This is a genomic window from Pseudomonas sp. G2-4 (assembly GCF_030064125.1).
Classification (GTDB): Bacteria; Pseudomonadota; Gammaproteobacteria; order Pseudomonadales; family Pseudomonadaceae; genus Aquipseudomonas.
On the sequence record NZ_CP125957.1, the window covers coordinates 2,468,373 to 2,490,452 of the forward strand.

Below are 22,080 nucleotides of genomic sequence, written 5' to 3' on the forward strand. Positions count from 1 at the left end.
CAGACCTGATAACCTGAGGACAAGTATGCACCTTTAGGTAAGTATCAAATGACCACACCTATTCAAACCTGCGGTACCGGCGGTTTTTCCTGCGGACTCGACGCCACGCTCCGTATCATTTCGGGCAAGTGGAAACCGCTGGTCCTGTTTTTTCTGCGTGACGGTCCGAAGCGCTACGGTGAACTCAAGCGCTTGGTCCAGGGCGTCAGTGACAAGGTGCTGATCCAGGCATTGAAGGACCTGGAGGCCGATCACGTGCTGGCGCGGACCGACTACAAGGAGGTGCCGCCACGCGTCGACTACACCCTGACGCCGCTCGGTCTTAGCTTGGCTGAAGCGATTGTCCCGCTGTGCACTTGGGGAACCGAGCATATGGCGGAAATGGCTGGCATCTTCGCCAAGCGCGAAATTTTGCCCTAGCAGGTGGCGAATGTTCTCCGGCGAATCGATGCCCGAGAACCGTGAGCGATCTTCTATCCCCTTAGCACCAGGGACATGTCCGGGTATTGAGCGCAAATGAAATCGACGAATGCGCGAACCTTCGGAGCAGCCAGGCGCCTGGAGGTGTGCAGGACCCAGAGCTGGGGTTCTACACCCGATACCGTGCCCCATTGGACCAACTCGCCACGGGCGAGCTGGTTCCAAGCAATGGATTGCGGAATAAGGGCAATACCACCACCGGCGACAGCCGCATCGCGGACCATTAGTAGCGAAGAGAACCGCAGCTTGGGGATCGGCTCCAGGACCAACTGCCCTCCATCGAGACTCCACTGGGTGGGCTGGAACGTCGACGTCACGACACCGGGAACGGCTCTGATCGCGCCGGGCATGGGCTTGGATACTTCGGGTGCAGCCACGACGACCAGCCTGTCCTTGGCGAAACATCGGCCAACCAGATTGCTGTCCGGGCTCGGGTTGATCCGGATAGCGACGTCAAATTGTTCCTCTACGAGGTCCACCATGCGGTCTTCCGCCACGACTTCAATTTCGACCTCCGGATAGGCGGCACAGAATTCGGCCCCGATTCGGCCCATCGCTAGCTGGGAGAACAGGACCGGGGCAGCGACTCGCAAGCGTCCGCGCGGTGTCGAAACACCCTCGCGGGCCGCCGTCATGGCTTCGGTGACTTCACTCAGCGGACCTTCAGTTCGAGCCATCAGCCTCTCGCCGGCTTCAGTGAGTTTCAGGCCGCGCGCGCTGCGTTCGATCAGCCTCACGCCCAGTTGTTCTTCAAGATCGGAAATTCGCCGCGACAAGGTGGCTTTGGAAATGCCACTCGCACGGCTTGCCTTCCCCAGCCCCTCATTCGTTGCGACGAGGATGAAGTCGATCAGGGCGTTCAGGTTCATGATGTTCCATTTTTGAAACGAGGTGTCTGGATTTTGTGGTCTTTGTTTTGTATGTGCAACGGAATACTTTCTCTTCATCGAAAGCCGATTGCCGACTTTCTTGCTGACCCATACATCCAATGCAGGAGATTCAAAAATGAGCATTCTCGTGATCGGTGCCACGGGCACCATTGGTTCACTCATCACCCAAGGCCTTGCCGACGCAGGCGTCGAGGTCAAGGCCCTCGTGCGTCAACCGGGTAAGCGGGCCTTCCCGGCGGGCGTCACAGAGGTTGTCGCAGACCTCACCGATGTACCTTCAATGCGCGCCGCACTGGCGTCGGTGCGTACGCTGTTCCTGCTCAACGCCGTGGTGCCCGATGAGGTCACGCAAGCCCTCATCACGCTGAACCTCGCTCGTGAGGCTGGCATCGAGCGCATCGTCTATTTGTCGGTGATCCATGCCGACAAGTTCACCCATGTTCCGCACTTCACTGGCAAGCATACGGTCGAGCGCATGATCGAGAGTCTTGATATGCCGGCAACCATCCTGCGCCCGGCCTACTTCATGCAAAACGAACGCATGGTCCAGCAGACGATCCAGGACTACTCGGTTTACCCAATGCCGATCGGCTCGGCGGGGACCTCGATGATAGATGCGCGCGACATCGCCGAGGTGGCCGTTGCAGAGTTGCTGCGACGCGACAAGGCAGCTTCTGCGCTGGATCGTGTAACGCTGGAGTTGGTCGGGCCGCAAGCTCTTACCGGGGCTTCCGTTGCAAAGATCTGGGGCGCCGCACTGGGGCGTGAGATCGCCTACGGGGGTGACGATGTAGCGGCCTTCGAAGGACAACTGGCCGCATACGCCCCCGCCTGGTTGGCCTACGACATGCGCCTGATGATGGCGGGTATCCAGGCGTTCGGCATGCAAGCCGCTGAAGGAACAGTGGATCGGCTGGAAGCCATCATTGGGCACCCGCTGCGCACCTACGAAGACTTTGTCCAGCAAGCCATTGCCGGGGCTTGAACAGTGAGGGAAAGGACGCCGGCAACTGGGAGGGTTGCCGGCTTGCAAAAACTATTTTTGCTGACTGAACGACTGCGCCAGAAACTCGGTAATCCGCGATGTGATTTGCTGCTGGATCACCCCGCGTGAACGACCGCTGTCGCCATCCTGGCAAATGATGCCATCGCCAGGTACTTCTTCTTCGAGCAATGCCTGCGCGCCCGGTTTGCATACCGACAAGAAACTGAAGTGGCTTGCGTCGTTGATTTCGACGTATTGGCTTGACGCTTGAGGCAGGCGCTGAGCCAGGTTGGCGGACTCCAACTGAGCGGGCAGTTCCTGCGACGGTACGCCGGCAGCGATCACTAGCGCCGGCACTGGTAGCGCCGAAAGGCTTTCATCGGTCAGCCCGCGTGAAAGCCCCAGGTCCAACGTAACCACAGCGGTGATGCGTTTATCGCGCCAATCGGCCGTCAACTTGGCCTTCGATTCGGGGGGGCTTTCCGGGTTCATTTGCTGGTAGACGGTGCAGCTGGACAAGAGTGGATGGCTTTTGCAGTCAAGGGCAAAGCGGTCGGGGTCGAAACGAGCGCCGACGGCTTCCAGGGCCGTCCAGCCGCCGAGCGAATGGCCTACTACAGCAATTCGGCGATCCGCGACCATGCCGAATCGCTCGGGTTGCGTCACGATCGCGTCGATGGCTCGACTCAAATCGACAGGGCGCAGCCATAACTGCGCCGCTGCTTGAGGGCTACGGTCATGGGTCGTGGTGCCAGGGTGGTTGACCGCCGCAACAATGTAGCCCATACGGGCCAGCTCACTGGCAAGCCAAGTCTGGTTGCCCCAGTTGCCCCTGAAGCCGTGGGAGAGCACCACTAAAGGATGTTGGCCGGCAGAGGGTGGCGCATCACGAACGGCAGAAGCCCCCACAAACACAACATCATCGGCAATCAATTGCGCCTTGGCGGTCGTTGCACTGGGGTACCAGACGACCATCTCAAGGGCGCGGTCATGGTGGATGTCTGGCAGGGTGGAGGACCGGAAGCCGACCGGGTTAACGTCAGCCAATGCACTGGCAGATAGAGAGAACAGGAACAGGACGCAAAAAGCTGCTTTCAAAGTTGTGATCTTCCTTGATTGAACAACTGCACCGAAACCCGCCGTTAGGCGAACCCCCACTCGTGTGGGGCGAAATCCTGGGCGGTGTGTCGGCAAATAAGTAGCGCCGAAGATTACGCCAATCAGCTCTCGGCAGAAACCATCGAGTCGTCACTGGACTCAGTCGCCAGTTTCAGTCGGTCAGCCTTACTGATGTACTTGGATTTGTTTTTGGGCGCCAATTTGGCACTGGCCTTTTTGGCGTTGGCTTTTAAGAGCTGGTTGATTTTTTTGCGGCGATTCATGCTGTTCTATCCGGCTGCAGTTTTCAGGATGATATCAGCTTAACTGGCGGGCCGGATTCAACGCACGCGCTTGCGGCTCTGCTCCGCCAGATCCAGCGCTTTTTGCATGTCTAGCCGCGCCGAACGGCCCACGTCCTTGTCGTTGAGCTGGTAGCTGCGCTCCGATGGCAGGATCGGCGCGGTGAGGTCTTCCCCGTCCATCTGTTCGAAGTCGTGATTGTCCCCGATGGTCATGGCGCTGCGGCGCAGCAGCATGCGTAGCTGCTCGGGCTGAAGTTGCGGATTGATGGACAGCATCGCCGCCAGCAGGCCCGCGACCATGGGCGTGGCGTAGGATGTACCGCAATGCACGGCACCTTCCTGGCCAGCACCGATCGTCGAAGCGTGGGCGCAAGCGGCAGCGGTGATGTCGACGCGCATGTCGATGTTCGAGGAACTGCGTTTGACCGCAAAGGCCGGATCGTCGACGGCGACCCCGGCACGCTCGCTGCGCTGGTGCCCGCCGACCACCAGCAATTGCTCGGTGATGAAGGAGGAGGGCAGGCGGTACTCATCGGTGCCTGAGAATGAAGACCCATTGCCGGCGGAGTTCACCACCACCACGTCGGGATGCTCCTTGCGCAACCAGAGGAAGAACTCCTCCAGCAGTTCCTCGTACCCGCCCATGGCGATGCCCGAGCGCAGCAGGGAGTCGACTTCATCGCCCTTTATGTCTTTCGCGCCTACGCGGTGGATGCCCCAGCTCCAGTTGAGCACGCGTACGCCGTCCTCCACGAGGTTGACCGAAGCGGCGATGTTGGCGGTGATCCCGGCATCGGAGTTACGGTCGACGATGACCTCGAAGCCGCCGCTTGCCTTGTCCAGGCCACGGAGAAAACCGGTATTGCCGCCGTCGTTCCAGCGCGCGGCGAGGATGCCGGCGACGGTGGTGCCATGGTTGTCGGGCTTATCCGAATCGCGGGCATAGACGCAGGTGCGCGGCATCGAGCAGGCACCGAGGTAGTCGGCAAAATCTGCGGTGTCGAAATCCACGTCGCGCTCGATCAAGCCGATGCGCACGGGTTGCGGTCGGCTGGGTGCCTGCTGCCCAGGGATGCGCCGCTGGTAATAGTTCACCGCGTCAAGAAAACGGTTCGCGGCCCATTCGTCGGACTCCAGGGCCGGTTTCTTCGGCTCTTCAGGGCGAGCGGGGGCTTGCTCGCTTTCTTCTGCCGCAGACTCCTCGATCACCACGGCATCCACGCCAGTCTCGCTGCCCAGACGCAGCACCAGCGCATCGCGCTGCACCAAGTCCCTGGCCGGCAGGCGAAGTTGGTACAGGTTCAGGGGAGCGATGCTGCCGACCACCTTCGCACCGTACTTATCGGCAAGACGTTCAGCTTCCTGGGGGCCATCGCGATCTTCCTCGATCAGCACGCTGACCAGATCGACGTAAGTGGTCAGGCCGTCCATGTTCTTCGCCACTTCCTCCGGCCCCGCGGCCAGTACGTGGCTGTTGCGCAGGGTCAGCCAGGTTGCATTGCTGGCGCGCGGGCCGTCTTCGAGCCAGAGAGGGCCGCTCTGGTAAGAGGCGCTGTCCAGGCGCAGCCGCAACTTTGCCCCTTCGCGCTGGATCGCGTCGGCCGGGATCGCCTTTCCCCCCAGTTTCAATTGTGGCGTTCCATCACCCAGCCCGCGCACCGTCAGGCACCAATCCTGGCGCCGGCCATCCAGCAGATCGCCGCAGCGTGTCAGGCTTTCCAGCCGCAGCGGCTCGGGGGCAGCGGCCGCGGTGTTGGCAGCCAACGTGAACAACATAGCAAGGGCAGCGGATCGTAAGGGCATGGGCCAGGTTTCTTTGTCGGAGTCGAAGGGTCTGTTGTTCCGACTGCCACATGGCTTGCTTCGTTCAGAGGGGGATCCCGCAGGTCTGCGTCGACGCTTTTGTTTGATCGTGCCCTACAGCCACGTATTCACCACTCGCCTATCCAATTCCTCCCAATCCGCCATCCCCAACACCCGGGTAGTGTTCAGCCCGCGCAGATAACCGCGCAATTGATTGGCGGTGTCCCGCATAAGCTCCGCGTCGGGGGCGTTTTCGGACAACAGGATGGTTTCGTATTGGATCAAGTAATCGGCCACTCGCTCACGGAAATCGGGCAAGACCGCGTCGCGGATCAGGTCAAAAGTTCTCAATGAAGCAGCCTCAGCTATCTTTTCCAGTTGTGATTGAGTGTGCATTCATCTGCACGGCGCGCAACTATTGCTAGAAGTAATAGTGACCATCAATAAACGCAAGTTCTTCTTTGTTGGCCATGACCGCAGAATCTCACCCATCGAACAGGCGGCTCAAGGTATTGCACTGACAAGGGCAACCGGTGACGCCGCTCTCTTTCAGGCTCCCGCAGACGCTTCTTACCGTGCTCCTTTGGTTGGCCGCAACCAACCAATTCCTTGCCCCGTACCCCATTCGGTTACGGGGCTTTTTTATGTCTGCGAATGGACATGGGCACGGCACAGCTTCCCTCTGTCATGTGAACCTTGGGCCAATACTGCGTTCACTTGTTAAGTCGTCGCGTTGAGTGATCGCGCTGTCTCATTGCCGATAAGGAATTCGCATGCTTGAAACCTCGCCATCGATTCCCCTGAGCCTTCCTGTCGAGCGCGAGCTCAGTCTGCGTGCGGTCACGACGGGGATCGTGCTGGGTATCCTGCTGACACCGTCCAATGTCTACGCTGGGTTGAAGATCGGCTGGTCGTTCAACATGTCGATCATTGCCTTGCTGATCGGCTATGGCCTCTGGCAAGGCTTGGCCAGACGCTCAGCCGATCAATTGCCCTGGACCCTGCACGAAAGCAACATCAACCAGACCGTGGCTTCCGCCGCCGCGTCGATCATTTCCGGTGGGCTGGTCGCGCCTATCCCGGCTTACACCTTGCTAACCGGTCAACAGCTCGACGCCATCCCGATGATCGCCTGGGTCTTTTCGGTGAGCTTCCTCGGGATCTGGATCGCCTGGTACCTGCGGCCCTCGCTGCTCAATGACAAGGCGCTGAAGTTTCCCGAGGGGATGGCGACCTTGGAAACCCTGCTGCACATCTACAACCACGGTCACGAAGCCGCGACGCGCTTGAAGGTGCTGCTCAGCGCCGCGTTGTTGTCCGCGCTGGTCAAGTGGGTCGATACCTTCATGTGGGCTTTCCCACGCTGGTCGCCGACCCCTCAGTTGGAGCGCCTGACGTTTACCGCTGACCCTTCGCTGCTGTTAGTGGGCTTCGGCGGGATCATCGGCATTCGCGTTGGCCTGACCCTGCTGCTCGGCGCCTTGTTGGCCTGGGGCGGGCTGGCGCCGTGGTTGCTGGAGCAAGGCCTGGTGCAGCTGCCGCCCGACAGCAGCGGCCCGCAGTTCGCTGCGTTGGTGGAATGGCTGCTGTGGCCGGGCGTAAGCCTGATGGTCTGTTCGACCCTGGCCTCCCTGGCGATTCGCTTGTGGGCCTTGCGCCAGTCCACCAAGGCGGACGGTGGGCGGATATGGGCGGTGCCCAAGGCTGGGCCGGCGGCCGGTTTCGCCTTGGCGATCGTGTTGGTGGTGAGCCTGCAAGCGCTGTTGTTCGGCATCAACCTGTGGATGGCCTTATTGACCATTCCCTTGGCGATCTGCCTGGCTGCCGTGGCCGCCCGAGTGGTCGGCGCCACGGGGCATTCCGCCCATCGGCGCCATCGGACAGTTGTCCCAGTTGAGCTTCGGCATCGTCGCGCCGGGGCAGGTGCCGATCAACCTGATGAGCGCCAACACCGCCGGCGGTTCGGCCGGGCAGTGCACGGACTTGATGAACGACTTCAAAGTGGGCCGGGCGATAGGCGCCACGCCGCGCAAACAGTTGATCGCCCAGACGCTGGGGATTTTCGTCGGCAGCATCGTCGGCGTGTTCGCCTACCTGGCCCTGATCCCGGATCCGCAAGCCATGCTGCTCACCGAAGAGTGGCCGGCCCCGGCGGTCGCCACTTGGAAAGCCGTGGCGCAAACCCTGACCCAGGGGCTGGATTCGTTGTCAGCGAGCATTCGCTGGGCGATCTTCATCGGCGGCGTGGCCGGCTTGCTGCTGGGGATGCTCGACAGCCTGTTACCCGAGCGTCGCGCCCGCTACCTGCCAAGTACCGCGGCCCTGGGGCTGGCCTTCGTCTTGCCAGCCTCGGTGTCGCTGATGATGGCGCTGGGCGCCGTGATCACTTGGGTCGTGAGCCGGGGTTGGCCAAGCCTCACAGAACGCTTCGCCATCACCGCAGCGGCGGGTTTGATTGCCGGCGAGAGCATTACCGGGGTGGGGGCGTCGTTGTGGCAGATGGTTGGGAATGGGTGATGGCAGCTCGCTGCTCGCTCGAATCCAAGGCAACGCCCTACAACGATCGAACACGAGTGGGTTTAGATGGCGCCCAAGCGAATAAAACAATTGAAAAAACCCTCTAGAAGCTTTAAACCGAAGGCTCACTGGCATATTGCAGACAATCAGTCAGTCAATATCGCCATTTCTGGCTCAGGGAGCGCTGATGAGTTTTCGTCCATTGAGCGATCCCCCGCGACCATCGAACGATTACATGGCCGCACCTCTCCATAAAGAAAACTCGGATGCTTTCGGCATGGCGTACGTTGGCGACGAAGACACGATTGAGCAATTGCTGGAGTCGGCGCGCAACTGGGCCCACACCACCCAGTGGGCGGTTTATCGCGCCGGCGAACAAATGCATTTGGTCGGGCAAGGCGACCCTCGCGTGCAGTGGCCGCCAAGCGTGGCCAATGGCGAGTTTGAAACCTTCTGCCGGACCTGGCAGTTGCACCGCTGGCCCACCGGTAAAGGCGAAAGTGTGCTGGGTTGGCTACTGGCACCCGTCAACGATGCCGCGGAACCAGCGCTCGCCGAGTTTGCCCAGCGCTTGGGCATCCAGGTACAAACCAATACCCTTGCCCGGGCCCAGATTACTCAGCGTGTGCTGTATGAGATTACCTACCTGGCCAGCTCGACCCGTGATCGGTCGGTGTTCCTGGTGGGGGTCCACCAGCTGCTCGCCAGTCTGATCGACGCCGAGAATTTCTACCTGGCGTTGTATGACCCGCGCAGCGGCAAGATTGACTATCCGTATTACGTCGACATCATCGACGTGGATGCGGTGGAGTCCCAACACTACGAATACCTTGACCCTTCGCACCTGTCGTTGACCGGCCAGGTGTTGACCAGTGGCCAGCCATTGCTGATCGACGCCGCCGGTATTTGCGCGGCCCAGGCCGAGGGTCGATTCTATTGCGTGGGTGATCGTCCGGAATTCTGGATGGGCGCACCGTTGAAAAATGCCTCGGATGAGGTGTTTGGCATGCTTGCCATGCAGGTCTACGACGTTGCGCGAACCTACAGCGCTGAAGACCGCGCGCTGTTTCTGGTGGTGGTCCGCCACGTGGCCATGGCGCTGGACCGGATTCTGAACCGAGAGGGCATGGAAGAGACGGTGAGGCGCCGCACCCTTGAGCTTTCGGCGGTCAACGACGCATTGCGGCAGGAAGTGGCCGACCGGGAGCGCGCCGAGCATCTGCAGAGCGCGCTGTTCCAGATTGCTGAGCTGTCGAGCCAGCCCGGGGACATGGCTGAGTTGTTTCAAACCTTGCATGGCATCGTCGGTGACCTGCTGTCGGCACAGAACTTCTACATCGCGCTGTTCGACGACACGATCAATGAAGTGACTTTTCCGTATTACATCGATGAGCGGCAAACGACCCGTCCGATGGCGCGCCGTGGGCGCCGGGGCTTGACGGAGTACGTTATCCGTCAGCGTCGACCTTGCCTGATCGATCCCCTTGATGCAGATCGCTTGGCAGCGCAGGGTGAACTCGAAATGTCCTACGAGTCCGTCCGATTCCATTCCTGGCTGGGCATTCCGTTGTTCGATGGCGATGTGGTACGGGGTGTGTTGGCGGTGCAAAGCTATACCTCGCAGGTGCGCTATACCCTGCGCGATCAGGAACTGCTGACGTTCGTGTCGCGGCACATCGATACCGCGTTGTCGCGCCGCACCGCGGCTGAAGCGATCCATGCCGCCAACCTCAAGCTCGAAGCCCGGGTGCAGGACCGCACCCGTGAACTCGATCATGCCAACGCCAAGTTGCAACACGAAAACGCCCACGATGCGCTGACCGGGCTGCCGAATCGTACCTACCTGCAACAGCGCCTCAACCTGGCCTGGTCGCGGTTCGAGAGGGAAGGCGGGCAACTGACGGTGATGTTCATCGACCTCGACCGCTTCAAAATGGTCAATGACAGCTTCGGCCACCATTTTGGCGACCTGCTGTTGATGCAGGCGGCCCACCGTCTGCGCAGTTGCTTGCGCGACTCCGACATGCTGGCCCGCCTGGGGGGCGATGAGTTTTCGGTGCTGGCTCCCGAGGCGCCGCTGGAGGTGGTGGTCGAGATCGCCGAGCGGATCCTGGCGGTGTTCGACCTGCCGTTTTTCATCAACGGCCATGAGGTATTTTCGTCCTGCAGTATCGGCATTGTCAGCGCCGACAGTCAGTTCCATCACGAGCCGGCCGACTTGCTGCGCGATGCGGATGCGGCGATGTACCGGGTCAAAAGTGCCGGGCGCGACAGCTATGCGGTGTTCAACCAGGAAGTGCGCCGCGAAGTCTCGGACCAGGTCGAGCGTGAAGGGGCCTTGCGCAATGCGCTCAAGCGTACCGATGAACTGCTGCCTTACTTCCAGCCGATCGTCAGCGTCGAAACCGGCGAACTGTTAGCCCTTGAAGCGCTGATCCGCTGGCACCAGCCGGGCGGGCGGATCATCGCGCCGGGCCAGTTCTTGCCGGATGTCGAGGGCTTGCGCCTGATTGGTCGGCTGGACTTGTACATGCTCACCAGCATCGCGGTCATCCTCGCACAACCCCAGCACGGCAATTGGCCGCCCGTGCACGTCAATTGTTCCAGCTACAGCATGACGCGCCCGGACTTCGCCGACGACGTGCTTGCCTTGTTGGCCCGGTACCGGGTTGCGCCGTCGCGGATCTGCCTGGAGCTGACCGAAGGTGCGCTGGTGGCGGAGCCGGCCATTGCCCGGGCGACCATGCAGCAATTGGCCGATAACGGCATGTCGGTGGTGCTTGATGACTTCGGCGCGGGATTTTCATCCCTGAGTTATGTGCATCAATACCGTTTCAGCGGCTTGAAGATCGACAAGTCGTTTATCTTCGAACTGACCACCAGTTCCCGCAGCCGCGCGATCGTCCGGGCGATTGTGCGTATGGCCGAATCACTCGACCTCAGCGTGGTGGCCGAAGGTGTCGAGGACGAGGAAACGCTGCTCCTGCTGCGGGAGATGGGGGCCGGGCAGGCCCAGGGTTATCATTTTGCCAAGCCGATGGGGCTGGAGGCATTGCTGGCGACTTCGCTGCTCGATCGCTAGACGAACGTCTGTCACGCCGAAGAAGCCTGGGCGATCATTTCTGGCTCAGAGCGGCGATGGAAAGTCCTGACACGATGAAGGTCAACCCCGCGCCGAGGTTGAGTCCGCTGGCGAGACGAGGGCGTTGATAAATGTATTGCGACAGGCGGGTGGCGAAGATGCCCATCAACGAAAATCCCACGGCCGTCAGCAGAGCGAACCAGAACCCGTAGACCAGCATCTGCACAGTGACCGAGCCGAGTGCAGGATTGATGAATTGAGGGATGAACGCCAGCACGAACAACCCTGGCTTGGGATTGAGCGCCGCGGAAAGGAAACCTGTGAGCAATATGTTTCGCAGGGGCTGCCGCGCGGCGGGTGCGAAGCTCACCAGGCTCCTGGAACGCAGCACCTTGATCCCGAGCCAGAGCAGGTAGGCGGCCCCCACCAACTTGACCACCCAGAAGGCGACGGTCGAGGTCTGGATCAACAGCGTGAGCCCCAGCGACGCGGTGGTGACGTGAAACAGGATACCCAGGCCAGACGACAGGCCCGACACGAGGGCAGCCAGGCGACCCTGGCTGAGCCCGCGTCCTATCGCCAGCAAATTGTCAGGGCCTGGAGAGAGGACCAGCAGCACGCAAGCTGTGGTGTAGGTGAACCAGATATCCATTGGAAACACGGTGACGCTCCCTGTGAGGTAGGTGTGGGGTCAACTGATGATGCCCAGAACGGCTGCCCTGACCACCGCTGCGGTTTTGTTAGTGGCGCCGAGCTTGCCCACGGCGTTCTTCACATGGAATTTGACGGTGTCGAAGGAGATGGCCAGGATCTGCGCGATCTCTTCCTGCGTCTTGCCATCGGCCGTCCAACGTAGCACCTCGATTTCCCGTGCGGTCAGCCGGTAATGCTGGGCCTGGTGTGACGGGGTGATCAGCAGCCTTTCCATCACTGGCGCGATAGTCTCGGCGAGCCAGCGCATCTTGAGTTCCTTGGCATTGAGTTCGGCCACATCCAGCGTAGAGCTGCTGCGGGCGAGCGTCAGCATGCTCTGGTGGCGCGAGGCATTGGTACGCGAGCAGGCCCAGCCGTATCTCAGGCCTGCGGCGCGAGCTTCTTCCCAGAACTGCGGCATCTTGCGCAGGAGTTCTCCCTGCCACAAAAAGGGTGTGGTGCAGGCGCGCGCGCGCTGTACTGAAGGGTCGACAAGCAGGAAATCGGCGTCGCTGTAGCGGCGTTGCCAGGTGCTCGAGAAATTGCAGCGCATCTGCATGATGGGGTTGGAAAAAGGCAGGGCTGTGCAGATACCGAACGAAAACCATTCGAAATCCAACTCCCAGGCAACACGTTGAACGCCGTTCACCAAGTCCTGCTCATCTTTGACCGAGCTTGTCCATGCCAGCAGGTTTTCGAGCCAAGTACGCATCGAATCTCCATTTCCGGATGCCGTTTCCCGACGTTTGTTATACCCCAGTGAAATCCCCTTGGAAAGCCTGCAGGGCCAGTGCCATCGCATGTCGGTGCGGTCCATCGCCGATGGCATCCTGGCGCCTGCCTACCCCATTGGGTAGGTGGTTTTAAACCTTCACGGCCATTAGGTTTGCTCCTCGCCGGCTGGCAGAGGAACCGCTCACTGCTTCTCTGCAGCCTTGTTACCGGCGTTATCCCAAACTCATTGATGGTGGTCGTTCCATGCTCGAAGAGATTGTCAGATACAAAGTCCAGGAAACGGCTCAACGCAAGCAGGCGCATGGTATCGATGCCCTGCTCAAGCGGATTCGTGACGCACGAGCGCCCCGTCACTTTGCCGGTGCCTTGGCAGGCGAGGGAATCTCGCTCATTGCCGAAGCCAAGTACCGTTCGCCGTCCAAGGGCGTGCTGCGTGCTGACTATGATCCACTCCAGTTGGCGATGGCGTACCAGGCCGGGGGCGCCAGTGCCCTGTCGGTTATCGCCGACAGTCGGTTCTTTGGTAATGCGCCCCATGTCGTTGGCATGCTGGCCAACCATCCTCAAATCACCTTGCCGGTGATGTACAAGGACTTCATCGTCGATGAGTACCAAGTCTACGAGGCGCGGGCACTGGGCGCCGACGCGGTGTTGATGATCGTCCGCTGCCTGCCGCCCGGCAGCCTTGCGAGGTTGCATGCCTTGGCGAACCAGCTGGGGCTGGATGTATTGGTGGAGACTTTTAACGAGGCGGACATCGACCAGGCGCTATCGGTCGACGCGTCGATAGTAGGTATCAACAATCGCGACCTCGATACCTTCAAGGTCGACTTCGACCGCTCCGCCCAATTGTTCGAGTGTCTGCCTGCTTCGGTTATCGCCGTGGCGGAAAGCGGTGTTGCCGGTCATCAGGACATGCAGTTGGTAGAACGCATCGGCTTTGCCGCCGCGCTGGTGGGGGAACGTCTGCTAACAGCTGCTGACCCTTGCCTGGAGAGCCGTCGGCTGCTGGGCGCGGATGAGGCTGTATGACGATGCTGCGCTCAATCATCCTCGGCTTCGGTCACTGCGGGAGAAACCTGCATCTGGCCAGCCTGCGCTCATTGCATCGGCAGGGCTGCCTGCCCGATGTCGAGACCACCATCACGGTCGTGGACCCTGAGCTGGGCGGTGGGTTGGTCGATGGCCTGGTGATGCAGCGCTGTCTACCCGAGGCGTCGGCACTGCAGGGCAGGGTAGGTGTCGTGCACATCTGTACGCCACCTGCCCTGCACTTGCGTCATGTGCACGAGGCGCTTATGGCCGGTTTCAGATACATCATCATTGAGAAACCCATGGTGATGAACCTGGCCGAGGCCCAGGCACTGCGTTCCATGGAGCAACAATATGATGCGCAGATTCTGGTGGTTTCGGTGTGGGGCCACAGTCAGTTGATTCCACGGCTCACCCGGTGGCTGGAAGCCAGTGAACAGCCGCTTCGCAGTGTGCACATCATCCATGACAAGCCTCGCTTTTCGCGCTCTTTCACCCGCCATGGCGAACACCTGTTCGACATTGAAATGCCGCATCAAGTCAGCCTGGCGTTGCTGTTCGCCGGTGCTCCGGCGTCCGGGTTTCACGCGCACACCGAAGATCTGCGCGTCGAAGGCAAGCTGCGCCAGGCCATGAAGGCGGGCAGCATCGGCTGGCACGATGAGCAGGGCATCGAGGTGCTGCTCGAATCGGATCTTGCCAGTCCGATCCGCCAACGCAGTGTGCGCCTGCAACTGGAAAGTGGCGAATGCTGCGAAGGCTTTTTCCCCGTAGGTGCCGACGACAGCTACGCACAGCTCAGATGCGACACCGAGCACAGTGGCAGTAGCGCTCACCAGATCTTCGCTGACGAGCCCCTGACCACCTGTGTGGGCGAGTACTACCGCTATTTCCGGAACCACCTGCAGGGTTACGGCGGCGATATGCCTCGCAGCGGCACGGTGGCGTTCAACCAGCAGGTTGTCGAACTGCTGGAGCAGGCCCGCGGCGTTGCATCTGCCAGCGCATTGGCGTCGATCAATATGCATATGGCCAAGGAGGCCGTTCGATGAGTGTTCCGTTTTTCCAGATCACCGAAGGATTCACCCGCGCCTTGCCGCTGCTGGAGGAGGGGCTGGCGGAGTTTCATCGACAGTCCGGCTGGGTCAATGACCAACAGGTGCGGGCTTTTGAGCAGGCTATCGCCACTTATACCGGCGCGCCCCATGCTATCGCTACCGGCAACGCTACCGATTCGCTGATCATCTGTCTGATGGCGTTGGGCATCGGCCCGGGTGATGAAGTCATCGTGCCTTGCTACAGCTTCTTCGCTTCGGTCTCCTGCATCCTGCAAGTGGGGGCGACGCCGGTGTTCGTCGATATCGAACCTGGCAGCTACGCAATTGACTGCTCCCTGATCGAAGCCTGCATCACCCGGCGTACCCGAGCCATCATGCCAGTCCATCTGTTCAGGCAAATGGCCGAAATGGACGCGTTGATGGACATCGCCTGCCGACATGGGCTGAAGGTTGTCGAGGACAGCGCCGAAGGAATCGGAATGCGCTGGAACGACAGGCATGCCGGGCTGATCGGGGACCTTGGCGTACTGTCGTTCTTCCCCACCAAGACCTTGGGTGCGCTCGGCGATGCCGGAATGGTCCTGACCCGCGATGCGGACCTGGCCAGGCGGGTGCGACAGATCCTCGACAATGGCCGTGATGCCAGCGGCCTGGCGCAGTGCCTGGGCTACAACAGCCGAATGGACGACCTGCAGGCCCTATGGCTGAGGGCGCGCTTGCCCGAGCTGGACCAGGAGATCGAACGACGTGCCGCGCTTCGCGATGCCTACGATTTGCACCTGGGGCCCTTGGGTGAATACCTGCAGGTGCCGGTCACGTTGCCTCGGACAGCGCGCCAGCGATGCGTCGACTATGTCTACCTGATCGAGGCGCAGAACCGTGACGGCCTGGCCGAGCATCTCGCTGCGCGCGGGATTGGCGTCGAGGCCTACTACCCGCTGCCGCTGCACCTGCAGCCGGTGTGCGCCGGGCCAACCCATGCCGAGGGTCGCTTTCCGGTCGCCGAGCGGGCCGCGACCCGGGCGTTGGGCCTTCCTCTCTATGCCGATCTGACTGCGTCAGATATTGCCAGCGTGTGCCAGGCGATCACCGAGTTCTATGCCGCTGCCGGAGCCCAGTCATGATCAAGTACCAGGATTTCCAACGCCGTTATCCCAATGCGCAGACACAGATACTCGAGATTCTCGCTGCCCGGGTCCAACAAGGCGATTTCATTCTCAAGCAGCAGGTTCAGGATTTCGAGCAAGCCCTGGCGGCCAAGGTCGGTGCGCGCCACGCTGTCTGTGTAAGTTCTGCGACCTCCGGCCTGACCCTGTCGCTGATTGCATCCGGTATTGGGCCGGGAGATGAGGTCATAACACCTGCTTTTTGCTACGTATCGGCCGCCTCATCCATTGTGCAGGCGGGTGCTACACCGATATTCGTGGACGTTGCCCCCCACAGCGGCGTGCTCGAGGCCGAGGCCGTCGTCCGCGCCTTGACCCCCCGGACGCGGGCGGTATTGGTCGCCCACCTGTTCAGCGGCCTGGCTGACATTGATGCGTTGCGTGAGGCATTGCCCGAGGATGTCCTGATTCTCGAGGACAGTGCCACCGCATTCGGGGCGCGCCTGCGCGGCCGTCATGCCGGCACACTCGGTGACATTGGCGTGTACTCATTCTTTGCGGCCAAACCCTTGGGCGGTATCGGCGATGGTGGCGCGGTGATTACTGACGACGACCAGGTGGCGGGAGCCGTCCGGATGCTGCGCAATCATGGGCAGGACGGCCGTCGGCGTTTCTACCACCAGCGCTTGGGATACAACAGCCGCATGGATGAGACCAATGCCGCCTGGCTGCAGGCCCGGTTGCGGGAAAACGACTTGCACCTGGCCCGCAAGCAGGCCATTGCAAAGGCCTACGACGAAGCCATCGAAGCCAGCGACGGCGTGTTGCTCGGCCAGCATCGCGGTACCCCGGATTTCTCCCCTCACGCCTATGTCGTGCGCAGTGCAGAGCGTGAGCGGCTGGCCAGGCATCTCACCGCGCGCGGTATCCAGACCCGCGTGCATTTTCCTGTGCCCTTGCCTGAGCAGCCGGCGTTTGTCCAATGGTCCGCAGGGCCGGCGCACTACCCCAATGCGCGTCTGCTGGGCAAGCAATGCCTGGCATTGCCCCTGTGCTCCGGCATGAGCGACGGGCAGGTCTCGCGCGTCATCGAGGCGTTGAAGGAGTTCAGCCATGCCGAGGTCATTTAAGCTCACGGGAATCGCCGATGAAGGCTGCGCGTCCTTGGCCGAGCAGGTGGCGTGCCACGCTGAACTGGGCTGGCGACATCTCGAGCTGCGCAGTGTCGACAGCGTGCCGCTGGCCAACCTGTCGGAACGATCACGCGTATCGATGTGCGATTCGCTGCTCGCACAGCCCATGGACGTGGTGGTCCTGGCCTCACAGATCGGCAATTGGGGCAGCAGGATCGATACCGACTGGCAGACTGACCGGGCCGAATTGCAATGCCTGTTACAGATGGCCGGGCGCCTGGGGACGCGGATGATCCGAGTCATGTCCTACCCCAATTGTGGCTGGGAAGAGGCCCGCTGGCGGCATGCGGTCATTGAGCGATTCAAGCGTCTGGTGGAAGTGGCCGAAGACGCCGACGTCGTGCTGATACACGAGAACTGTGCCGGATGGGCCGGCCAGGGCGCCGAGCAGACCCTGCAGTTGCTCGATGCCGTTGGCTCGGATCACTTGAAGCTGTTGTTCGATATCGGCAATGGCCTGAGTTATGGCTATGACGCCTTGTCGTTCCTGCGCCAAGTTCTCCCGCACGTGGCGCATGTGCATCTTAAGGATGGCTGCCGGGAAGTGGACGAAGTGCACTACACCTTCCCCGGGGAAGGCCAGGTGCGGGCCAAAGACTGCATCAATCTGCTGCTGGACAAGGGTTACAACGGCTGGTTTTCGATCGAGCCGCACCTGTGCCTGATCCCGCACCTCAGACAGTCGGCCACGGATCCGCATCGACAACGGCAGACCTATCAGGCCTATGCCGGGCATGCACGGGACCTGCTGCGATCCTGCCAGGAGGCGAAACATGCTGTTCACGGATAAATACGTAGACCGGCTTGAGCAACTGCTGTGCATCGACACGGTGACCCCGATGGAGACCGGCCAGCCCTCGTGCATCGCGCAGGCCAATACGCTCTTCGCCCAGTGGGCGCAGACAGTGGGCATGCGCGAGGTGTTCAACGGTCCTGGTGCCTTGCCCGATGAGGCGCGAGTGCCGGTGTCGGTGCAGCGCCGGATGAACGAGGCGCCGCAGTTCCTGGCTTGGCAGCCCCATAGCGTCCTGGAGATCGGTAACGGACCACGGGAACGTACGGTCATGTTCAATTTCCACATGGACACTGTGTCACCTCATCTGCCTGTGCAGGTAGTCGACGGCTGCGTACAGGGCCGCGGTGCGGTGGACAATAAGGGGCCAGGCCTGGCGGTGCTGGCAGCGCTGGAGGCCTTGCAGATGCAAGAGCCGCAGGTGCTGGACGATATCCGCGTGCTGATCCAAGTGGTCGCCGGTGAAGAAGGGGGCGCCATGGGCGTCTATGGGACCCGCTACCTGTGCGAGCAAGGCTACCTGGGCTGCCTGAACATCTTCGTGGAGCCGACAGGCCCCGGTTACTTCGATGCCTCTACCACCTCGATGACGTACGAAGTACGGATGGACGGCAGGGATTCGACCGACGACTTTCCGCAACAGGGCGACAATGCTTCGCTGGTTCTGGGTTTCATCGCTCAGGCCATGGCTACCCAGTTGGCAGAGCCGTTGCACGCGCTGCAGGTGAAGATGACCCTGGCCGGTCTGCATACCGGCATGCACCACAACCGGGTTTACGGTAACGGGCACTGTCTCTTCAATTTTGCCTATCGCAGCGCCGCTCAGGCGCGCGATGCCGAAGTGTTGGTCGAGCAAGCGTTCGACCAGGCGTTGCAGCAGTGCGGCTCACGTTTCGCCCAAAGCCCGCCATTCCTCATGACTGTCGAACGCCTGCGCACCACCTGCAGCGCTCGTTGGCTCAAGCACGGCTTGCCGGTCCTGAACAACCACCATGTGGCCTTGCAGCGCCTGTTGGGCGAGGCCGGCATCGTGCCGAACCCGGATGCCGAACAGGCCTTCACCTGCGATGCGATGTGGGCTCAGGGCGACGGCGCCTACAGCGTCGTCTGGGGGCCGGGCTCACTGGCCGACAACGGTGCGCACACCTGCCGTGAATACGTTTCGATCAATGACCTGGACACCTTTGCAGTTGATGTAAAGCGGCTGCTACGCCGCTTTGCCGAGCCGATCGCAAACACTCTCAAGCAAGGATAAAACGCTATGGATTTCTTCTGCATTGCAGCCAACGAGCTGCATGGGTTCACTGTGGCTGCCCTTAAGGCAGCCGGGTTCACCGCATCCCAGGCCCAGAAGGCGGCGCCCGTGTTATTGCATGCCGATCTGAACGGCCACGATACCCATGGCATCGCCAACCTGGTCAATGTCTATATCGCCGGTGCCCGGAGCGGTGAAATCAACCTGGCCGCCAGCGGCCAGTGGATCAGCGACCAAGGGGCCTGCGCCACCCTTGATGCCGACGGCGGGCTGGGACTGTTGGCGGGACAGCAGGCCATGGAACGGGCCATCGACAAGGCCCGGGACTTTGGGATTGGCTGTGCGGTGGTGCGCAACAGTTCGCACTTCGGCGCGGCAGGTTTCTACGCCAGCATGGCCCTGGAACACGGCATGATCGGCATGGCCATGACCAACCTGGGTCGTGAGCCCGTCGCTCATCCGCTGGGCAGTATGGCGCCCTTGATGGGGACGAACCCGATCAGCCTGGCGGCTCCGGTGGCTGCTATGCCAGCGCCATTCCTGTTGGACATGAGCACGACGGTCTGCGCCAGCGGCAAGATCAAACAGGCCATTCGACGCCAGCAAACCATTCCCACCGGCTGGCTTCACGATGCCGAAGGCCGCGAGGTTAGCGATCCTGGAGCGTACCTGGACGGCAGCGCGATGTTGCCGATGCTCGGCGGGGCTTACGCGGAGCAGGGCGGACACAAGGGCTTGGGCCTTGGGATGATGGTCGAGATCCTGTGTGGGGTGCTCAGTGGTGCCCAGACCGGTGCGGACCTTGGCAACCCGGGGCGCAATAGCATCGGCCACTTCTTCCTGGCCCTGTCCCCCGAAGCCTTTGGTGCTGGCGAAGGTTTCCGCTCGTCGATGGACCGATTGCTCCAATACATCACGCAGGCGCCTGTGCATCCGGCGTTCGACCCGCTGAGCTATCCCGGCGCGCCTGACCTGAGGGTGCGTACAGAACGCCTGGCACAGGGCATTCCCGTCGATGCCGCACTGTTGGAGCAGCTCGACAGCATCGCGGGACAACTCGGTATTTCCCGAATCACGAGGACAGTGGCATGACCATAAGGCTTGGCATCATCGGCATGGGAGTGATCTCCCACTACTACCTCAAGGCGCTGCAAGACAGCACCCTGTGCCAGCTGATGGCGGTGTGCGACAAGGCGCCCGAACGGCTGGCGCCATTCGCGGCGACGGATGTGCGTTGCCATACCGATTACACCACCTTGCTCGCCGACCCGGACCTCGACGCGGTGATTATCAACCTGCCCAACCATCTTCATTTCACCGCTTGCGTGGCTGCCTTGGAGGCGGGCAAGCATGTGTGCTGCGAGAAGCCATTGACCCTCGAACTGGACCAGGCCGAGCAGTTGCGCGACATGGCCCGCCGCTTGAACCTGACGCTGCTCACGGCCTTTCACCGACGCTACAACACCCACCTGCTCAATGCCGTGAAGCAAGGACTGTTCAATGATGCGGTGCATGTTCGGGCGCGTTACCACGAGCGCATCGAGGATCATGCCGGCCATGACACCTGGTATTTGGACAGTGCCTCCTGTGGTGGCGGCTGCATTGCCGACAATGGTCCGAATGTCTACGACACGCTGAGCTTTGTGCTTGGCCGATTCGAGGTCACTGGGGCGCAGGTTCGTCGAAATGCGTTGGGGATCGACATGGAGGCGTTGGTCACGCTGACCAACGCGGTCGGGCTTGAGGCGAGCGTTGAACTGAGTTGGGACTATGCCCACGGCGAACAGAAAGACCTGGTGATCGACTACGCCGACGGACGCCAAGTCATCGTCGACCTGCTCAAGGACAGCGTGGGTTTCAAGACGTCCCTCTATCACGAATACGAGGGCGTCATCGCCCATCTCGCCAGGAGCATCCAAGGCATGGTCGAAGACGGTTCGATTGGTGTCGATGCGGTGCGGCTGGTGCGCGCTACCTATGCCATGGAGGCCCGCGATGCTCGCTGAACAGCCCCGTCAGCCGTCCAAGGCCAGGCTCGAGGCTAGGCTGGTGAAGCTGCTCTATCACACTCAGCAAGCACGTGGCATGACGTTGATCGAGCACCGCTCCCGTTGTGTGCGGCGCGGCGAGTTGCACGAAGTGGTGACGACCGACCAGGCAGGGGCCGAGCCGGGCGACCGGATTGAGCGGGTCGGCTTCATCGGCTTCGTCGAAATCCAGCAGGCCGGGGTCATCGAGCGCGGTGATCGGGTGTTGCTGGGCGACACCTGCATTGGTCAGGTCATTGGCTTTGACGAATGCCACTTTCCCAATCACTACAACATCCTGATAGCGGCGGACGACCTGCTGACCGGTGGCACCCTCCGGGATTGCGGCTTAGGCAGTTACCTGCACTTCGAGGAAGAGCAATGAACGAGATATTCGAGATCGATGTATCGGCAGCGGCGCGCGTGCAGTTTCCAGGCGCCAGGGTCCTGGCAATGCGCCTGCCTGGCGTGGGAAGCGTCGATGGGGCAGGGCTTGACTGGTCGGCCAACCGCGCAGCATGGGCTGGCGTGGACAAGGATGCCTTGCTGACCCACCCATCGATTGCGCCGTATGCGAACTACTACCAACGTGCGGGCATTAATCCGCGCAAGCACCTGCCTTCGGTCGCCAACTTCATCCACCGTGCATTTGGCCGGGCCCAGGCGCGGTTGCCGCGCATAAATGGGGTGGTCGATACGGTCAATTGGGTGGCGGTCTCCACCATGACTTCGTTGGGGGCATTTGATGCCGCAGGGATCGAGGGACCGGTGCTGCTGGACCTCTCTGGTGAGGACGAGTCGTACGAGCCCGTTGGCGGCCAAGGACGCGAGCCGCTGCCGGCTGGCCTGTTGGTGCTGCGTGACTCAAAGAAAGTCTTGTCGCTGTTTTCCATTCGAGACACGGTCCATACCGCTACCTGCGACAGCACCTCTGACCTGCTGTTGCTAGGGTGCGTATTGCCGCCACTCGACAGCACCCCAGTCAGGGCAGCCCTGCAACTTGTCGCGCAACGCCTGGGAGGTGGGCG

At 61.3% G+C, this 22,080-nt stretch carries 19 protein-coding genes and 2 pseudogenes; 14 read left to right on the top strand and 7 right to left on the bottom strand.

The window, feature by feature from the left end; translation table 11 throughout:
* The first annotated feature begins 48 nt into the window (after nucleotides 1–48).
* On the top strand, nucleotides 49–420 hold the full coding sequence (locus QNH97_RS11205) for a winged helix-turn-helix transcriptional regulator (protein ID WP_283556864.1): 372 nt from the start codon (nucleotides 49–51) through the stop codon (nucleotides 418–420).
* 53 nt (nucleotides 421–473) lie between these two features.
* Here the strand turns inward: QNH97_RS11205 and QNH97_RS11210 are convergent, their stop codons facing one another.
* Nucleotides 474–1,349 (bottom strand): LysR family transcriptional regulator, encoded by an 876-nt coding sequence (locus tag QNH97_RS11210; RefSeq protein ID WP_283557465.1) that lies wholly within the window; start codon nucleotides 1,347–1,349, stop codon nucleotides 474–476.
* Nucleotides 1,350–1,485: 136 nt separating this feature from the next.
* Here QNH97_RS11210 and QNH97_RS11215 point away from each other — a divergent pair, with 136 nt between their 5' ends.
* Entirely contained in the window at nucleotides 1,486–2,355 is an 870-nt protein-coding gene (locus QNH97_RS11215; protein WP_283556865.1) for an NmrA/HSCARG family protein, read from the top strand.
* Between the two features lie 51 nt (nucleotides 2,356–2,406).
* On the opposite strand, the gene QNH97_RS11220 is transcribed toward QNH97_RS11215, so the two are convergent.
* The 4 genes from QNH97_RS11220 to QNH97_RS11235 all read right to left on the bottom strand — a co-directional run bounded on the left by QNH97_RS11220 (nucleotide 2,407) and on the right by QNH97_RS11235 (nucleotide 5,912).
* Entirely contained in the window at nucleotides 2,407–3,453 is a 1,047-nt protein-coding gene (locus QNH97_RS11220; protein WP_283556866.1) for an alpha/beta hydrolase family protein, read from the bottom strand.
* 122 nt (nucleotides 3,454–3,575) lie between these two features.
* Nucleotides 3,576–3,737, bottom strand: a complete 162-nt coding sequence (locus QNH97_RS11225) for a DUF2986 domain-containing protein (protein WP_283556867.1) — start codon at nucleotides 3,735–3,737, stop codon at nucleotides 3,576–3,578.
* Between the two features lie 57 nt (nucleotides 3,738–3,794).
* Nucleotides 3,795–5,561 (bottom strand): S8/S53 family peptidase, encoded by a 1,767-nt coding sequence (locus tag QNH97_RS11230; RefSeq protein WP_283556868.1) that lies wholly within the window; start codon nucleotides 5,559–5,561, stop codon nucleotides 3,795–3,797.
* A 114-nt stretch (nucleotides 5,562–5,675) separates the two neighbouring features.
* A complete protein-coding gene (locus QNH97_RS11235) occupies nucleotides 5,676–5,912 on the bottom strand; it encodes a hypothetical protein (RefSeq protein WP_283556869.1) in 237 nt (78 codons plus the stop codon).
* Between the two features lie 422 nt (nucleotides 5,913–6,334).
* Between QNH97_RS11235 and QNH97_RS11240 the strand changes: the two are divergent.
* Nucleotides 6,335–8,078: pseudogene (locus QNH97_RS11240) on the top strand (OPT family oligopeptide transporter).
* Between the two features lie 187 nt (nucleotides 8,079–8,265).
* The gene (locus QNH97_RS11245) at nucleotides 8,266–11,160 is read left to right on the top strand and encodes a sensor domain-containing phosphodiesterase (RefSeq protein ID WP_283556870.1); all 2,895 of its coding nucleotides are present in this window, start codon (nucleotides 8,266–8,268) and stop codon (nucleotides 11,158–11,160) included.
* Between the two features lie 34 nt (nucleotides 11,161–11,194).
* Here QNH97_RS11245 and QNH97_RS11250 read toward each other — a convergent pair whose 3' ends face one another.
* Together QNH97_RS11250 and QNH97_RS11255 are read right to left on the bottom strand one after the other, a co-directional pair.
* Nucleotides 11,195–11,812, bottom strand: coding sequence for a LysE family translocator (locus QNH97_RS11250; protein ID WP_502944519.1), 618 nt, complete (start codon nucleotides 11,810–11,812; stop codon nucleotides 11,195–11,197).
* Nucleotides 11,813–11,851: 39 nt separating this feature from the next.
* Nucleotides 11,852–12,670 (bottom strand): autoinducer binding domain-containing protein, encoded by an 819-nt coding sequence (locus tag QNH97_RS11255; RefSeq protein WP_283556872.1) that lies wholly within the window; start codon nucleotides 12,668–12,670, stop codon nucleotides 11,852–11,854.
* 161 nt (nucleotides 12,671–12,831) lie between these two features.
* Between QNH97_RS11255 and trpC the strand changes: the two genes are divergently transcribed.
* The 10 genes and pseudogenes from trpC to QNH97_RS11305 form a co-directional block, all read left to right on the top strand.
* Nucleotides 12,832–13,620 carry an indole-3-glycerol phosphate synthase TrpC gene (gene trpC, locus QNH97_RS11260; RefSeq protein ID WP_283556873.1) on the top strand — a complete coding sequence of 263 codons (789 nt, stop codon included), beginning with the start codon at nucleotides 12,832–12,834 and terminating at the stop codon, nucleotides 13,618–13,620.
* Nucleotides 13,617–14,672 (top strand): Gfo/Idh/MocA family oxidoreductase, encoded by a 1,056-nt coding sequence (locus QNH97_RS11265; protein WP_283556874.1) that lies wholly within the window; start codon nucleotides 13,617–13,619, stop codon nucleotides 14,670–14,672. The genes trpC and QNH97_RS11265 overlap by 4 nt, the downstream gene beginning before the upstream one ends.
* Nucleotides 14,669–15,802: a DegT/DnrJ/EryC1/StrS family aminotransferase gene (locus tag QNH97_RS11270; protein ID WP_283556875.1), complete on the top strand. Its 1,134-nt coding sequence runs from the start codon at nucleotides 14,669–14,671 to the stop codon at nucleotides 15,800–15,802. Before QNH97_RS11265 ends, QNH97_RS11270 begins: the two co-directional genes overlap by 4 nt.
* Entirely contained in the window at nucleotides 15,799–16,914 is a 1,116-nt protein-coding gene (locus QNH97_RS11275; RefSeq protein ID WP_283556876.1) for a DegT/DnrJ/EryC1/StrS family aminotransferase, read from the top strand. The genes QNH97_RS11270 and QNH97_RS11275 overlap by 4 nt, the downstream gene beginning before the upstream one ends.
* Nucleotides 16,898–17,767, top strand: coding sequence for a sugar phosphate isomerase/epimerase family protein (locus tag QNH97_RS11280; RefSeq protein ID WP_283556877.1), 870 nt, complete (start codon nucleotides 16,898–16,900; stop codon nucleotides 17,765–17,767). The genes QNH97_RS11275 and QNH97_RS11280 overlap by 17 nt, the downstream gene beginning before the upstream one ends.
* A complete protein-coding gene (locus QNH97_RS11285) occupies nucleotides 17,751–19,025 on the top strand; it encodes a M20/M25/M40 family metallo-hydrolase (protein WP_283556878.1) in 1,275 nt (424 codons plus the stop codon). Before QNH97_RS11280 ends, QNH97_RS11285 begins: the two co-directional genes overlap by 17 nt.
* 6 nt (nucleotides 19,026–19,031) lie before the next feature.
* Nucleotides 19,032–20,117 (top strand): Ldh family oxidoreductase, encoded by a 1,086-nt coding sequence (locus QNH97_RS11290; RefSeq protein ID WP_283556879.1) that lies wholly within the window; start codon nucleotides 19,032–19,034, stop codon nucleotides 20,115–20,117.
* Nucleotides 20,114–21,031, top strand: coding sequence for a Gfo/Idh/MocA family protein (locus tag QNH97_RS11295; RefSeq protein ID WP_283556880.1), 918 nt, complete (start codon nucleotides 20,114–20,116; stop codon nucleotides 21,029–21,031). The genes QNH97_RS11290 and QNH97_RS11295 overlap by 4 nt, the downstream gene beginning before the upstream one ends.
* The gene (locus tag QNH97_RS11300; RefSeq protein ID WP_283556881.1) at nucleotides 21,021–21,437 is read left to right on the top strand and encodes a DUF6917 domain-containing protein; all 417 of its coding nucleotides are present in this window, start codon (nucleotides 21,021–21,023) and stop codon (nucleotides 21,435–21,437) included. The genes QNH97_RS11295 and QNH97_RS11300 overlap by 11 nt, the downstream gene beginning before the upstream one ends.
* A gap of 68 nt (nucleotides 21,438–21,505) precedes the next feature.
* Nucleotides 21,506–21,958 (top strand): annotated as a pseudogene (locus tag QNH97_RS11305) (phenylalanine--tRNA ligase beta subunit-related protein); the annotation flags it as partial.
* Nucleotides 21,959–22,080: the final 122 nt, after the last annotated feature.